We start from the raw sequence: 14046 nt of genomic DNA on the forward strand, positions 1-14046 counted from the left end.
GGTTTTGCGTGCCAAGTTCGCACTGGTTCGCACCGCAGCATGCGCGCGCGGGCGCACACATGCGCGCGCGCGAGGCATCGATATCGGGACAGGTGCAAACGTGAACATATAGGGAACAATTTAGCGTCGCGAAATGCTGTAGGATAGGAGGAATTCGCCATTCCAAAACGGTTGCGGAGGGGTGCGCGGTGCGTGGCGCTCTGTCTGGTCACGCCACGCCGCCCGAGCCATGGGCCGATGCGTCGTCGCTTTATCGGTTCGTGGTCTGGTCGAAGCTGACGGTGATGGTGAAGCGCAGCGCCGAGCCGGCCAGCGCCGCCGGGGGGGCGGGCATCGGCGCGGCGCGCGTGACGGTGCGCAGCGCCAGCCGGTCGAGCAGCGGGTTGCCGCTGCTTCGATCAAGCGACACATCATGCACCGCGCCGCCGCGATCGACGGTGAAAGCGATGACTGCCTCGCCCCGGATGCGCACGCCGCGCGGACGACGCGTGTTGATGTGCGACCAGAGCGCACTGGCATAGCTGTCGCGGACATTTGCCGGTTCGCGGGTGCGGACGGGGGCCGACGGCGCGATCGGTTGCGGCGACGCCTGTTCGGGAAGCGATGGGGCGGCGAGCTGCGGGGGCGCTGCGGAAGGGCTCGATGCGGCTTGCCGCGCCGGCGATTGTAACGGGGACGGCGCCGCAGGTGTCGATGGCGCAGTCGATGTCCGTGGCGGAACCGGTTTGCGTGGCTGTGCGGCCGGCTGTGCGGCTTTCGGTTCCGGTTCCGGAACGGCTGATTCCTCAGGGGGCAGGTCGAAAAGGCGCAGCGCCTGCTGCTCCGCCTGCGGTGCGGTCACTGCAGGCGCGAGCATCACCAGCGAAGCGAGCAATGCCAGAATAGCGGTCGCACTGCCCGCGCCGGCCCAGCGTTCGCGGCCCGAGGGGCGATAGCCCCCCGAGCCGCTCCGGTCAGAAGGATTTGCTGAGCGAGACATTGAAGCTGCGCCCACGCCCCGGAACGGGACGAAGCACGCCGGTCGCCCTGCGGTCGCCAAGCGATACGCCGCCCAGCGGCAGCGCATATTCCTTGTCGAACAGATTGCTGACATCGACGCCGATGCGGAAGCCGCTGATCGTATAGCCCGCGCCGATATTGGCGAGGACATAGCCGTCGGTTTGCGGTTCGTTGCGCGTGGCATCGACGCGCGTCTTGTCCGCCACGCCTTCGATTTCGACATGACCGTCGAAACCGGTGCCGCTCATATAATGCAGCCCCAGCGACGCGTTGAACGGCATCTGATGGTACAGTGGCGCGTCATCGGCGAGATTGTCGCCCTGCAGCCAGCTTGCCGCCGCTTCGACCCGCAAATGCCCGCCCGCATCGTTGCGCAGCAGCTCGACCGCGCCCGACAGATCGACACCGTAAAAGCGCGCTTCGCCATTGGTGAATTGCAGCTGCACGAAACCGCTGGGCATGCCCATCATGTCGGTCAGGTCCGCGATCTTCACCACGTCGATATAATCGTCGACATGCGTGTACCAGGGCGAAATGCGCAGCGACCACGGCGTCTCAACACCGCCGCTGAACGTCACTGCCGCGCTCACCGTATCGGCGCTTTCGGACGTCAGGTTCAGATTGCCGACATAGCCGTTGCCGTCACCGAACCAGCCGATCATCTGGCTCGCCATCGCGCCGCGACCCCAGCTGTAGCGTTCATAGAGGTTGGGCGAACGCACCTTGTGCGCATAGCCGAGCTCGAACGCGACGCCCTGCGCCGCTTCCCAGTCGAGCATCGCCGATCCGCTCCAGTTGCTGTCGTGGCGATCGCGGTCGGCGGCGTTGAACGCAGCGGCGGCGGCGACATCGGCCATCTGCATCATGCCGGTGCCATAGGGCGCGACATCGCCGGTGTTCATCCAGACCTGATCGTTGCGGATGCCGATGGTGGTCTTCACCGTGTCGCTCCACTGTGCTTCCCATTCGGCATAGGTGCCCAGCCGGTCGCGGTTGGCGGCGTTGATGTTGATGAAGGTGTTCGGCCCCATCATCATGCTGCCCGCCACCGGCGGCCACCATTCGTTCAGCCATTGGTGGTGCAGCTCGCTGCCGAAACGCACCGTGTCGCGGCTCGAGACGGGGATCGAGACCGCCAGCCGGTATCCTGCCGTATGCCCTTCACCGAGCATCGGCATGCCGCCATCGGCGATGCCGCCCTTGTCCGCCAGAAAGTTCATTTCATGGTCGGTGTCGCGGTAATGCGCAGTGAAATCGACATCGCCCCAGCCGAAATAGCCCTGATAGCGGCCGTTCAGGAACCAGGACTGGTTGTCGGTCATGTCCATATGCTGGTTGGGAAACCCCTCATAGGGCGCGCGCTGGATGCCGCCGCGCAGGGTGAATAGCCCCGCGCCGGTGAGCGCGCCGAGCGTCAGGCTGTGGTCGGTCTTGGCATATTCGGTCGATCGGACGACACCGGCATCGCCGCCGCCATCATAATTGTCCGACTGGGTATAGCTGCCGTCATAGGTGAGGCTGAGGCTGTCGGTGGCGACGGTCACATTCGCTGCGCCGCCGAACGCATCGCCGTTCGAGCGGTAAAAGGCCGAAACGCGACCGGTGACCAAAGTCGCTTCGGGGCCGGCGAATTTGGGATCGGCGGTGTTGACGCTGATCGCGCCGCCGATCGTGTCGCCGCCCATGCTGACGGGCGTCACGCCGGTCAGCACCGAAATGCTCTCCACCGTTTGCGGGTCGGTATAGGAAAGCGGCGGGTTCATGTTGTTGGGGCAGACCTCGTCGATCTTCACCCCGTCGACCAGGATCGAGACGCGACCATTGTCGAGCCCGCGAATGGTGGGAAGGCTGGAAACGCCGCCCGCGCCATAGGCGCTGACGCCGGGAATGCGGGTGATGGTTTCGGCGGTGTCGCTGCTGGTCGCGGAATCGCGCGCCAACGTGTCGCGATCGACGGTCTGGGCCGAAGCCGGGTCGGAACCGATTTCGACCGGGGGCAGGGCAGTGGCGTCCTGCGCCATGGCGGGGAGGGCGGGAAGCGTGGCGCCGCAAATCAGCGCAAGGCGAAGCGCCGCAACCGGGCGGCGCGCGTCGAACATCGTCATGGAATAGTCTCGTCTGCTGATCCGCCGCGCAGCCGCGCGACGGCTATCCGAAAGCAGCGCACGACGGCTGTCCGTCGCGCGCATGGTTGCATTTTAGAGGATCAGCAGCGGTGGTGCGTGGCTGGGCGGCGGTGGCGCCGACAGGCCCGCGCCGGGGCGGACCATGACGATCCGGGGCGCGGGGGTTTCGGCGAGATAGCGGACGCGGGGCGCCGGCGGCGCGATCAATGCCGGCAGTTCGGCAGGCGATGCGTGCCCGGCAAAGCTGCAATGATCGCGCGGGTCCTTTGGCGCCTGCTTCTGATGATCGGGGGTGAGGCGCCGCGCATAATCGCCGGTCAGTGTCTTTTCGACCAGGCCGGTACCGGTACAGATGGTGACGACCACGCTGTGATCGGCGGCGCGGGCGGGCATATAGCCCGGGGGCACGATGACGGTGAGCGCAATGGCCGCAAAGGCCAGCACTCGCATCACGCGGCCGATCAGGCCGATTCTGATGGCGTCCATCCCCATTTGTGCCGCGCTGCTAGGCCGCAGGCTGTCGCGGCGCAACACGAAATCGCGCGCGCCACGGCTACCCCCGATCGGTTCAGGCCGCCACTTTCCGCCGCTCGGCCATTTCCTCGTTGAGCATTTCGGCGAGCAGGAAGGCGAGTTCGATGCTCTGTCCGGCGTTCAAACGCGGGTCGCAATGGGTGTGGTAGCGCGCTTCGAGATCGGCTTCGCCGATATCGATCATGCCGCCGGTGCATTCGGTCACGTCCTGCCCGGTCATCTCGCAATGGATGCCGCCGCCGAACGTCCCTTCGGCGCGGTGGACGGCGAAGAAGCCGCGCACTTCGGCCAGGATACGGTCGAACGGGCGCGTCTTATAGCCATTGGCCGCCTTGACGACGTTGCCGTGCATCGGATCGCAGCTCCACACCACCGGATGGCCCTCGCGCTTTACGGCGCGGACGAGCGGGGGCAGGCCGTCTTCGATCTTTTCATGGCCATAGCGAGTGATCAGCGTCATCCGGCCGGGAATGCGGGCAGGGTTGAGCGTGTCGAGCAGGCGCAGCAATGCGTCGGGCTCCAGCGTCGGGCCGCATTTCATGCCGATCGGGTTGCCGATGCCGCGCAGATATTCGACATGCGCCGATCCTTCGAACCGGGTGCGATCGCCGATCCACAGCATATGCGCGCTGGTGTCGTACCATTGGCCGGTCAGGCTGTCCTGACGCGTGAGCGCCTGTTCATAGGGGAGCAGCAGCGCCTCATGGCTGGTATAGAAATCGGTGCCCGATAGCTGCGGCACGCTTTCCGGGCCGAGCCCGCACGCACGCATGAAGGCCAATGTCTCGCCGATCCGGTCGGCGGTCTCCACGAATTTTTCGGCCCATGGGCTGCGGTCCATGAAATCGAGCATCCAGGCATGAACCTGGTCGAGGCTGGCATAGCCGCCATGCGCGAAGGCGCGCAGCAGGTTGAGCGTGGCGGCGGACTGGCTGTAGCCCTGTACCATGCGCTGCGGATCGGGGATGCGCGCTTCGGGCGTGAACGCCGATCCGTTGACATTGTCGCCGCGATAGCTGGGCAGCTCGACGCCGTCGATCGTCTCGGTCGGAGCCGATCGGGGCTTGGCGAACTGCCCGGCCATCCGGCCCACCTTCACTGTCGGGAGCTTTGACGCAAAGGTGAGCACAACCGCCATCTGAAGGATGACGCGGAACGTGTCGCGGATATTGTTGGGGTGAAACTCGGCGAAGCTTTCGGCGCAATCGCCGCCCTGAAGCAGGAACGCCTTGCCCTCGGAAACGCGCGCGAGTTCTTCGGTCAGCTGCCGCGCTTCGCCGGCGAAGACGAGCGGCGGGAAGCTGGCGATCTGGCCAGTGGCGGCGGCAAGCGCTTGCGGATCGGGATATTCGGGCAGCTGGCGCGCCTCGTGCGATTTCCAGCTGTCGGGGGACCATTTGTTCATGGCGTCCTCTCCGGGACGATAGGGGACGAACCAATCGGCATGATGGGCAATGCCGTTGGCGGCGATTTGATTGACGACGGTGCGGCTGGCGCGTTTGCCATGTTCTTCCCAGCCCTGAACCGTCGAACCGGGCGAATCATACCAGGCGCCGAAAGCGGCGCGGGTGAGGGCGCGTTCCTCGCGGAACCGGCGGATCTTGAAACCAGCTAAAGTCGTCATGGGATGCGCGGCTTACTCCGACGGGGTAATGTGCGCAAACCCTTTTTGAATAAAAATGCAAATTGCCCGCCAAACGGCCCACGCGCCGCTGCGTTATTGCCCGCCCGACATCGAATAAGGGCGCATATCGGGCCGCGTCGCCCAGCTGGTGTTGGGCGTTGCCTGCATGGTGAAGCGCAGTTCGCCGCCCGCGACGATCTCGCCATGGCGGATGAAGCTGCGGTTGAGGCGGCGGCCGTTGAGTTCGACCTTGCCGATATAGCGGTTCTGCGGCGTCAGATTGTCGGCGACGATCGTGAAATCCTTGCCGTTGGGCAAATGCAGCGTCGCGCGGTCAACGAACGGGCGGCCGATCACATATTCGAGGCTGCCCGGCGTCACCGGATAGAAGCCAAGCCCGGTGAAGAACAGCCAGGCCGACATCTGGCCCAGATCGTCATTGCCCGAAAGGCCGGCGGGCGTGTCGTTATACTGGCTGGCGACGATCTGCGTCAGCCGTTCCTGGGTCTTCCACGGGGCGCCGGCGAAGTCATAGAGATAGGCGACGTGATGGCTCGGTTCGTTGCCATGGATATATTGGCCGATCAGGCCGGCGATATCCTCGGCATGGCTGTAATCGATGCCCGAATTGTCATAATCGAACATGGCGTCGAGCTTGGCGATCGCCGCGCGGTCGCCGCCCATCGCCGCAAACAGCCCGGCCTGATCCTGGGGCACGAACCAGCTATATTGCCAGGCGTTGCCCTCGGTATAATCCGAGCCATAGTTGATCGCGGTCGGATCGAACGGCTCGCGATAGCTGCCGTCGGCAAGCCGCGCGCGCAGGAAGCCGGTGCCGGTGTCGAAGCTGTTGCGCCAGTTTCCGGCGCGGGCATGGAATTGCCGGGCGATATTATCCTTGCCCATCGCCTGTGCCATGCGCGCGATCGTCCAGTCGTCATAGGCATATTCGACGGTTTTCGAAGCGGCCTCGGGCTCCTTGTCGATCGGAACATAGCCAAGCCGCATATATTCGCGCAGGCCGCCATAGGGGGCATAGGTGGCGCTCGCGACCATCGCGGCGAGTGCTTCTTCCCCGTCAAATCCGCGAATGCCCTTCAGCCAGGCATCGGCAATGACCGGCACGGCGTGATAGCCGATCATCGTCCAGGTTTCGCGCCCCTGAAATTGCCAGACCGGCAGGATGCCATAGGGGCTGTCATGCCAGCTGGCGATCAGCGAGCGGACGATCGCGCTGTTGGTTTCCTCTGGCTGGACGAGCGTGAGCAAAGGATGTTCGGCGCGGAACGTATCCCATAGCGAGAAGGTCGATCGGAACGCGAACCCGTCGGCGCGGTGAACTTCATTGTCGGTGCCGCGATAGCGCCCGTCGACATCGCCGGCGATCGCGGGCGCGATCAGGCTGTGATAGAGCGCAGTGGCCATCATCCGCCGCATCGGCTCCGGCGCATCGATCTCGACGGCGCCCAGCGCAGTTTCCCAACGCTCGCGCGTCGCGGCGGCGACCTGATCGAAACTGCCGGCTTCGGAGTCGAGATTGGCGATGGCGCCGGCTTCATCGACCGAAGAGATCGCGACCTGCACCTCCAGCGGTGCATCCAGTTCGCCGAAGTCGAAGCGGGCGACGAGTGCGCGACCCAGCTTTTCGGCCACTGCATCCTCGCCGCGTCCCGGCCCCTGAAAGCCGCGATAGGGGATGTTTTCCTCGGTATTCACGAAGGCATGCGTCTTGAGCGGCGTGGAAAAGCGGATCGCGAAATAAAGCTGGCGGTCGGGCGCCCAGCCGCGCGTCTGGCGCGATCCGGTGATCGTACCGTCGGGGCGGATGCGGATCGAGGACCAGAGCGTCTTGCCGGGGTAATTATAGAGCGAGCTGCGCAAGTCGAGGATCAGATGCGCGTCGCTGCCCGCTGCAAAGCTGTAGCGATGGACGCCGGTGCGCAGCCCCGCCGTCATTTCCGCGCGCACGCCGATATCGGAGAGGGTGACGGCATAATAGCCCGGCCGCGCGATTTCGGTGTCGTGGCTGAAGCGCGAGCGATAGCCCGATCCCGGCACGTCGGGGTCGCCGGGTTCCAGCTTCACGTCGCTGCCGACCGCGGGCATCATCAGGAAATCGCCCAGATCCGAATGGCCCGCGCCCGAAAAATGGGTGTGCGAAAAGCCCTGAATCGTCGGATCGTCGTAGCGATAGCCCGCGGCATGGCCATAGCATTCGCGGATTTCGCACGTCGTATCGGTGTCGGGCGACAGCTGGACCATGCCGAACGGCGCGACCGCGCCGGGGAAGGTATGGCCTTCGCCCCCGGTGCCGATCATCGGATCGACATCGTCATAGCTCTGAAAGGCGAGCAGGGCGGGGGCAGCAAGGAGCAGCGCGAGGCGCGAGATCAGCTTTGACATGGCGCGACTATAGCGCGGGGGCAGTCGGGGGGAAGTACTGCGCCGCGTGGCACAACTTTGCGTCGGTCTGCTCAGCGCGAACGGTTGCGCAAAGGGTCAGTAGCCCGCGTCGAGATCGACGACATTTTCCATCGGCCTGCCCGCCAGAAACGCGTCGAGATTGCGCAGGAACAGTTCGACGGCGCGCAGGAACATCCTGGTCTGGCTGCGCCCCGACAAATGCATCGAATGGATCGTGTTGGGCGCGCCCCAGAGCGGATGTTCTGGGGGCAGCGGCTCGGGCGTCACCGTATCGAGGAACGCGCCGCCGATGCGCCGCGCCTTGAGCGCCGCGATCAGGGCGTCCTGGTCGATCATGTCGCCGCGCCCGACATTGACGATCCAGGCAGTCGATTTCATCGCGGCGAATTCGGCCTCGCCGAACATCGCGGCGGTGTCGCCCGTCGCCGGTGCGGCAAGGATCACCCAGTCGAAATTTCCCAGCTGGTCGCGCCACGCATCGGGAGTCAACGTGCCGTCGCGGCCCGACCGCGTGACGCCGGTCACCGCAACATCGAACCCGGCCAGCCGCTTGCCGATCATCCGGCCGATCGTGCCATAGCCGATGATCAGCGCCTGCGTGTCGTACAGTTCCATCTGGCCCGGCGCGGTGTTCGTCCATTCGTGCCGGTCGGCCATCCGCACCACTTCGTCGAACCGCTTGGCCGCGGCGAGCACGCCCAGCACGGCATATTCGGCCACGGCTTCGGCATTGATGCCGCCGCCATTGGTGAGGATAACGCCCTGATCCTTCAGCCGCGCGAGATCGAAATCATCCACGCCAGCGCGCAGAGTCGACGCCCATTTGAGCAGGCGACCGGTGACGAGGATATCGGGGCCTTCGCGTGCGTCCTGCAAATCGATCCAGGCGATTTCCGCATCAGCGATCATCTCTGCCGCGTCCCCGGCATTGGTGAACCATGAAGGTTCGACCGAAGCGGGCAGGCGCGGTTCGAGGAGCGGACGGGCGAGCGCGGGGAGAACGGCCTTCATGGCCATTGGCTACTCCCGGTCGCGCTGCGCCTCAATCCATTGCGTGGCTGCCCGCATCGGCGGCTTCATCCTCCAGAGAAGGGCAGTATCTTCAAAGTTCGGGGCGCCAGTCCCATCCCATCGGGTCGCCGTCCATGACTTCGACTCCTGCGGCGGTCAGTTCGTCGCGGATTGCGTCGGATTGCGCAAAATCCTTGTTCGCGCGCGCTTCGCGGCGTTCGGCAAGCCGGGTTTCGATCGCTTCGGCAGTCAGCGTCGCGCCGTCGGGGCGGACGCGCAGATCGGCGCGCGTGAGACGAAGCAAATCGAGCCCCAGCACCGCGTCGAATTCGGCAAGCGCCTCGATCCGCGCTTCGGCAGGCATGCGCTTTTGCGCCAGCAGATCGTCGAGGATCGGCAGCGCACGCGGCGTGTTGAGATCGTCCGACACGGCTTCATCAAGCGCGGCGATGAATCGCGCCGCCGGATGGCCTTCGGCACGCGCGGCACCGGTGGCGGTCGCTTCGACGGGATCCGGCAGATGCTTGCGCACCGCCATCACCAGCCGCTTCAGCCGCGTCAGCGCCGCCGCCAGATTGTCGGTGCTGAACTCCAGCTCGCTGCGATACTGGGCCGAGAGGCACATCAGCCGATAGGCGAGCGGGTGCACGCCGCGCGCGATCAGTCCGTCGAGCGTGGCGATCCCGCCCTTCGACTTTGACATCTTGCCGCCGCGATCGACCAGAAAGTTGTTGTGCATCCAGAAGCGCGCACCGGTGTCCGCGCAGCTGCAATAGGCCTGATTCTGAGCGATTTCGTTGACGTGGTGAATCTCGCGATGGTCGATGCCGCCGGTATGGATATCGAACGGCATGCCCAGATACATCCGGCCCATCACCGAACATTCAAGGTGCCAGCCCGGCGCGCCTTTGCCCCAGGGCGAATCCCATTCCATCTGGCGGGTTTCGCCCGGCGGCGTCTTGCGCCAGATCGCGAAATCCTGCGGATGGCGCTTGCCCGCGACCGGGTCGATACGGCCTTCGCCGGCATCGTCCTGCGCGCCGGCCAGCCGCCCGTAATCGGGCACGGTGGTGCTGTCGAAATAGAGGCCGCTGTCGATTTCATAGCAATGTTCGGGCGCGATCTTCTTCGCGAAATCGAGCATTTCCTCGATGCAGCTGGTGGCGGTCGGCATGTGATCGGGCGTGCGGATGTTGAGATCGTCCAGATTGCGCCGGAACACCGCCGTATAATGCGCGGCGATGTCCCACGCGCTCATCGCGCGCGCCTTTGCCGCTGCTTCCATCTTGTCGTCGCCCGCGTCGGCATCCGATGTCAGATGGCCGACATCGGTGATGTTGAGGACATGGGTGAGCGCATAGCCCTTCCACCGCAGCACGCGGCTCAGCGTGTCGGTGAAGACATAGGCGCGCAGATTGCCGAGATGCGGATCGCTGTAAACCGTCGGTCCGCACGAATAGACGCGCACGCCCTTTTCGGAATCGATCGGTTCGAAACGCTCGATCGAGCGGGAGATGGAATTATAGAATGTGAGCGGTGCCTGCTGCATGGCGGTGGCCCATAACGGCTCACATTGATTTCGTCACATATTACTGCGCGATGGCGCATTGATGCGTCGCAGCATATACTCGCTGGTGATTCGAGGGGTGGGATAGAACGTCAGTGGAAAAATTGTCGATCATCGGAATTGCAGTCGCTTCGGTGCTGCTCGTCGCGGCCGTTCTACGCGTGATCGTCAAGCGCAAGCGCAAACATGCACGCCGCGCCCGCAGGCAGCGCAACATCGCGCATCGCTCGGCATGGGAATGGCTCTATGGCCGTTCGCGGACCCACAAAAGGCTGACCTATCGGCCTGAAGATCCGGCGGTATAGGCGCCCTGCGCTTCAGACCTGCTGGTCGAGCGCCTTCGCCACCATCGCGCTCCAGATTTCCGCGACATCGCCGCCTGCCTTTTCGCCCGCCGCAACCATGTCGGCAGTCGGTTCGCGCAGCGTTTTCAGAACCGCTTTCGCGCGCGACACTTCCTGATCCCAGGTGGCATCGATATGCCCGCTGACGGCGGCGGCGATTGCCGCACCTCCGGCGGGCCTGTCGCCATTGGGGCTATGCGCTTCGGCACAGATGACGCGCGCGATTCGTTCGATCGGCGATGTCAGGGCGATATCGGTCATGGCATGGCTCCCGTTCGCTTTCAGGGGCAGTGCCTGCCTATTCGGGCTGTTCCGCAACTGCGGAAAACGGGCCAGGGATCGGGCAGGCGCGCGATCCCCGGGCCTTGCCGGATGGTGATCAGGCCGCCAGCGACCCTCCGACGGCGGATTTGCCGTGGCGCCGGAACAGGCCGGTTCCCTGCATGCCCCCGGCCATCATCGGCACGGCGGTGCCGCAATAGGCGCATTCGGCGGTCATGCGACCGATGATCCAGTGCGACTTGCCGCAGCCGGGGCAGTGATTTGCCTCATCCGGGCGATACGCAACACGATACCCGGTATGGGCCTGACGGATGCCGAAATCGTACATCATTTGTCTCCCTTAACCGGGGCATATAACGGGCCGGGAAATGGGTTTGTTCCGCATGTGTCGCGAGCCGCGTCAATGGCGTTCCGCCGCTCGGATGGCGCGACTCGCCGCGAAACCTGTCGAATATCCGGCCTGAGACGAAGCGAAATTCGTCATCGTGCGGCCGCGCGACTCGGGCGGGGATATCCGGTCCGGGGCCCGGTCCGGGGCGCGTGGACGCCGGCGTTTCGATCGGAAAAGGCGCTGCCGCGCGTCGCGGCGATAATGGAGGCCCGAGCCGGAATCGAACCGGCGTATACGGATTTGCAGTCCGCTGCGTCACCACTCCGCCATCGGGCCTCGGCGCGGTGAAGGCGCGAAATGCGCGGCGGCGGCTCCGCTGTCAACAGCGACGATGATTCCCGCGCTTGACGTGGCCGCTCCGGCTCCCGAAATCAAAGTTTCTGGCGGGGTTGCTTGGCGGAGGGGAAATGCCGCGATACAAGCGCCGCAACGCAACAAGTGTATTGCGCGACTATAACAGTTGTGCGACAGGGCAGGAATGATGACTCAGACAGTGGAATCCCCTGTAGGCGGCGCGGATCGTTTCGAAACGATGCGGCATGCGATGGTGGCGAGCCAGCTTCGCACCAACGCCGTCAGCGACGCGCGCGTGGTCGAAGCGATGGCCCGGGTGCCGCGCGAGCGGTTTGTTCCCGAAACGGTACGCGCGATCGCCTATCGCGACACGCTGCTGCCGCTTACCGATGGCCGCAAACAGAATCTGCCGATGGCGACCGGGCGGCTGCTGACCGAGGCGCAGCTGCGGCCCGACGATCGCGTGCTGCTGATCGGCGCGACGGGGGGCTATACCGCCGCAGTGCTGGCGCGGCTGGCCGGTTCGGTGGTCGCGGTCGAAGAGGATGCGGCGCTGGTCGCGCTGGCAAAGGCGGCTCTGGCCGACGAAGCCAAGGTCGAACTGGCCGATGGTCCGCTGGCCCAGGGCTGGGCCGCGGGCGCGCCCTATGACCTGCTGATGATCGATGGTGCCGTCGAACAAATTCCCGAATCGCTTCTCGAACAGCTTAAGCCCGGTGCGCGCGTCGTCACCGGGATTGTCGATCGCGGCGTTACGCGGCTGGCAAAGGGGCGGCGCACCGCCGGCGGCTTCGGCCTTGTCGATTTTGCGGACTGCGAATGTGCGGTCCTTCCCGGTTTCGCCCGTCCGGCGAGCTTCCGGTTCTGAACACGGGAATGAAACCCATGCGAATCTCTTCCTTGCTCCTGGGTGCGAGCCTGCTCGCGGTAGCGGCTCCGGCCGCCGCACAGACGGCCCCGACCCCCGCGACCGCCGACGCCGAGGCGCCGACGACGACGCTGCGCGAGGCAATGGTGCAGGCGTACAACACCAATCCCGAACTGAGCGGCGAGCGCGCCAATCTGCGCGCCACCGATGAAGGCGTGCCGCTGGCGCGTGCATCGGGTCTGCCGACGGTCAGCACGAGCAGCTCCTATAGCGAAAGCCTGTACGACAGCGGCGCGACTGCGGTCAGCCCGCCGCGCACCGCTTCGGTCGGCATCGATGCCTCGCTGCCGATCTATTCGGGCGGGTCGGTGGCCAATTCGGTGCGTGCCGCCGAACGCCGGGTCGAGGCCGGGCGCGCCAATCTGCGCGGTGCCGAATCCGATCTCTTCGTGTCGGTCGTCACGGTCTATCTCGACGTCATGCGCTATGAAGCGATCGTTCGCCTCAACCGCCAGAATGTCGAAGCGCTGAAGGTCAATCTTCAGGCGACGCGCGACCGGTTCGAAGTCGGCGACCTGACGCGGACCGACGTTGCCCAGTCCGAAGCGCGGCTTGCGCTGGCCGAGAGCCAGCTGCGCGGCGCCGAGGCGCAGCTGATCGCTGCCCGCGAATCCTATATCCGCGTGGTCGGCACGCCGCCGGGCGCGCTGGCCGCGCCGCCGCCGCTGCCCGACCTGCCCGACAGCCCGGATGCGGCCGTGCGCATCGCGCTCGACGAAAATCCCAGCCTCGCCGCCGCGCGCAAGGCACGCGAAGCCAGCCGCTTCGACACCGATGTCGCGCGCGCTTCGCGCCTGCCCAAGGTGAGCGTCAATCTCGGCACCGATTATTATAATCGCCTCGGGTCGCTTGGGAATCAGGCCTCGGCGCTCGGCTATACCAATGATGGCGTGGCCGCGTCGGCGGGGCTCAGCCTGTCGCTGCCGCTGTTCCAGGGCGGTCGTCCTGCGGCGCAGATCCGCCAGGCACAGGCCCGCGAATCGCAGGCGATCGAGCAGGTCACCTATATCGAGCGCGCGGTCGTGTCTCAGGTCCGTTCGGCCTATGCCAATTACCAGTCGACGCTGCGCGTGATCGAAGCTTCGCGCGTCGCGGTGCAGGCCAACCAGCTGTCGCTCGAAGGCGTGCGTGCGGAAAACAGCGTCGGCACCCGCACGATCCTCGACATCCTCAACGCCGAGCAGGAATTGCTCAACGCGCAGGTCAATTATGTGACGGCCGAGCGCGACGCCTATGTCGCCGGTTTCACGCTGCTTGCGGCGATGGGCCGTGCAGAAGCGGAGGATCTGGGCCTGGGCGGCGGTGCGCTCTACGATCCGATGGCGAATTACAACAATGTCCGGGGCCGCTGGTCCGATTGGGGCACGGGAAACACGCCCGAACCGGTCGCGACATCGACCGCGCAGACGCCGGCGCAGACCCCGGATGTCAGCAACACGCTCGACCCGTTGCTGCAACACCCGGTTGACACGACCTACCCCGATAGCTCAGGGGATTAGGGTTAACCGCGCAGGAGCGCATA

Annotated in this window: 12 protein-coding genes and 1 tRNA gene; 3 read left to right on the forward strand and 10 right to left on the reverse strand. The window is 65.2% G+C overall.

What is annotated here, in order from left to right:
• Positions 1 to 250 precede the first annotated feature (250 nt).
• From DKB74_RS02640 to cysS, 7 genes are all read right to left on the reverse strand, one after another.
• Positions 251 to 979 (reverse strand): energy transducer TonB family protein, encoded by a 729-nt coding sequence (locus DKB74_RS02640; RefSeq protein WP_161956777.1) that lies wholly within the window; start codon positions 977 to 979, stop codon positions 251 to 253.
• Complete coding sequence (locus DKB74_RS02645; protein WP_109807078.1) at positions 954 to 3104, reverse strand: TonB-dependent receptor domain-containing protein; 2151 nt, start codon at positions 3102 to 3104, stop codon at positions 954 to 956. The genes DKB74_RS02640 and DKB74_RS02645 overlap by 26 nt, the downstream gene beginning before the upstream one ends.
• Before the next feature lie 93 nt (positions 3105 to 3197).
• Positions 3198 to 3611: a hypothetical protein gene (locus tag DKB74_RS02650; protein ID WP_109806536.1), complete on the reverse strand. Its 414-nt coding sequence runs from the start codon at positions 3609 to 3611 to the stop codon at positions 3198 to 3200.
• Positions 3612 to 3693: 82 nt separating this feature from the next.
• Positions 3694 to 5064, reverse strand: a complete 1371-nt coding sequence (locus DKB74_RS02655) for a class II 3-deoxy-7-phosphoheptulonate synthase (RefSeq protein ID WP_193504373.1) — start codon at positions 5062 to 5064, stop codon at positions 3694 to 3696.
• 312 nt (positions 5065 to 5376) lie between these two features.
• Positions 5377 to 7686 (reverse strand): GH92 family glycosyl hydrolase, encoded by a 2310-nt coding sequence (locus DKB74_RS02660; RefSeq protein WP_109806538.1) that lies wholly within the window; start codon positions 7684 to 7686, stop codon positions 5377 to 5379.
• Positions 7687 to 7782: 96 nt separating this feature from the next.
• Positions 7783 to 8718: an NAD(P)-dependent oxidoreductase gene (locus DKB74_RS02665; RefSeq protein WP_109807079.1), complete on the reverse strand. Its 936-nt coding sequence runs from the start codon at positions 8716 to 8718 to the stop codon at positions 7783 to 7785.
• Positions 8719 to 8809: 91 nt separating this feature from the next.
• A complete protein-coding gene (gene cysS / locus DKB74_RS02670) occupies positions 8810 to 10267 on the reverse strand; it encodes a cysteine--tRNA ligase (protein ID WP_109806539.1) in 1458 nt (485 codons plus the stop codon).
• A 113-nt stretch (positions 10268 to 10380) separates the two neighbouring features.
• Here cysS and DKB74_RS02675 point away from each other — a divergent pair, with 113 nt between their 5' ends.
• Positions 10381 to 10590: a hypothetical protein gene (locus DKB74_RS02675; protein WP_109806540.1), complete on the forward strand. Its 210-nt coding sequence runs from the start codon at positions 10381 to 10383 to the stop codon at positions 10588 to 10590.
• A gap of 12 nt (positions 10591 to 10602) precedes the next feature.
• On the opposite strand, the gene DKB74_RS02680 is transcribed toward DKB74_RS02675, so the two are convergent.
• From DKB74_RS02680 to DKB74_RS02690, 3 genes are all read right to left on the reverse strand, one after another.
• A complete protein-coding gene (locus DKB74_RS02680) occupies positions 10603 to 10890 on the reverse strand; it encodes a hypothetical protein (protein ID WP_109806541.1) in 288 nt (95 codons plus the stop codon).
• 118 nt (positions 10891 to 11008) lie between these two features.
• Positions 11009 to 11239 (reverse strand): hypothetical protein, encoded by a 231-nt coding sequence (locus tag DKB74_RS18800; protein WP_162604165.1) that lies wholly within the window; start codon positions 11237 to 11239, stop codon positions 11009 to 11011.
• A gap of 265 nt (positions 11240 to 11504) precedes the next feature.
• Positions 11505 to 11578: transfer RNA gene (locus DKB74_RS02690), tRNA-Cys, on the reverse strand.
• Positions 11579 to 11783: 205 nt separating this feature from the next.
• On the opposite strand from DKB74_RS02690, the gene DKB74_RS02695 reads away from it, so the two are divergent.
• Together DKB74_RS02695 and DKB74_RS02700 are read left to right on the forward strand one after the other, a co-directional pair.
• Positions 11784 to 12464 carry a protein-L-isoaspartate O-methyltransferase family protein gene (locus DKB74_RS02695; RefSeq protein WP_109807080.1) on the forward strand — a complete coding sequence of 227 codons (681 nt, stop codon included), beginning with the start codon at positions 11784 to 11786 and terminating at the stop codon, positions 12462 to 12464.
• A gap of 17 nt (positions 12465 to 12481) precedes the next feature.
• Positions 12482 to 14023 carry a TolC family outer membrane protein gene (locus DKB74_RS02700; RefSeq protein WP_109806543.1) on the forward strand — a complete coding sequence of 514 codons (1542 nt, stop codon included), beginning with the start codon at positions 12482 to 12484 and terminating at the stop codon, positions 14021 to 14023.
• Positions 14024 to 14046: the final 23 nt, after the last annotated feature.

This window comes from Stakelama portus, assembly GCF_003171655.1.
GTDB classification, from domain to species: Bacteria; Pseudomonadota; Alphaproteobacteria; order Sphingomonadales; family Sphingomonadaceae; genus Sphingomonas; species Sphingomonas portus.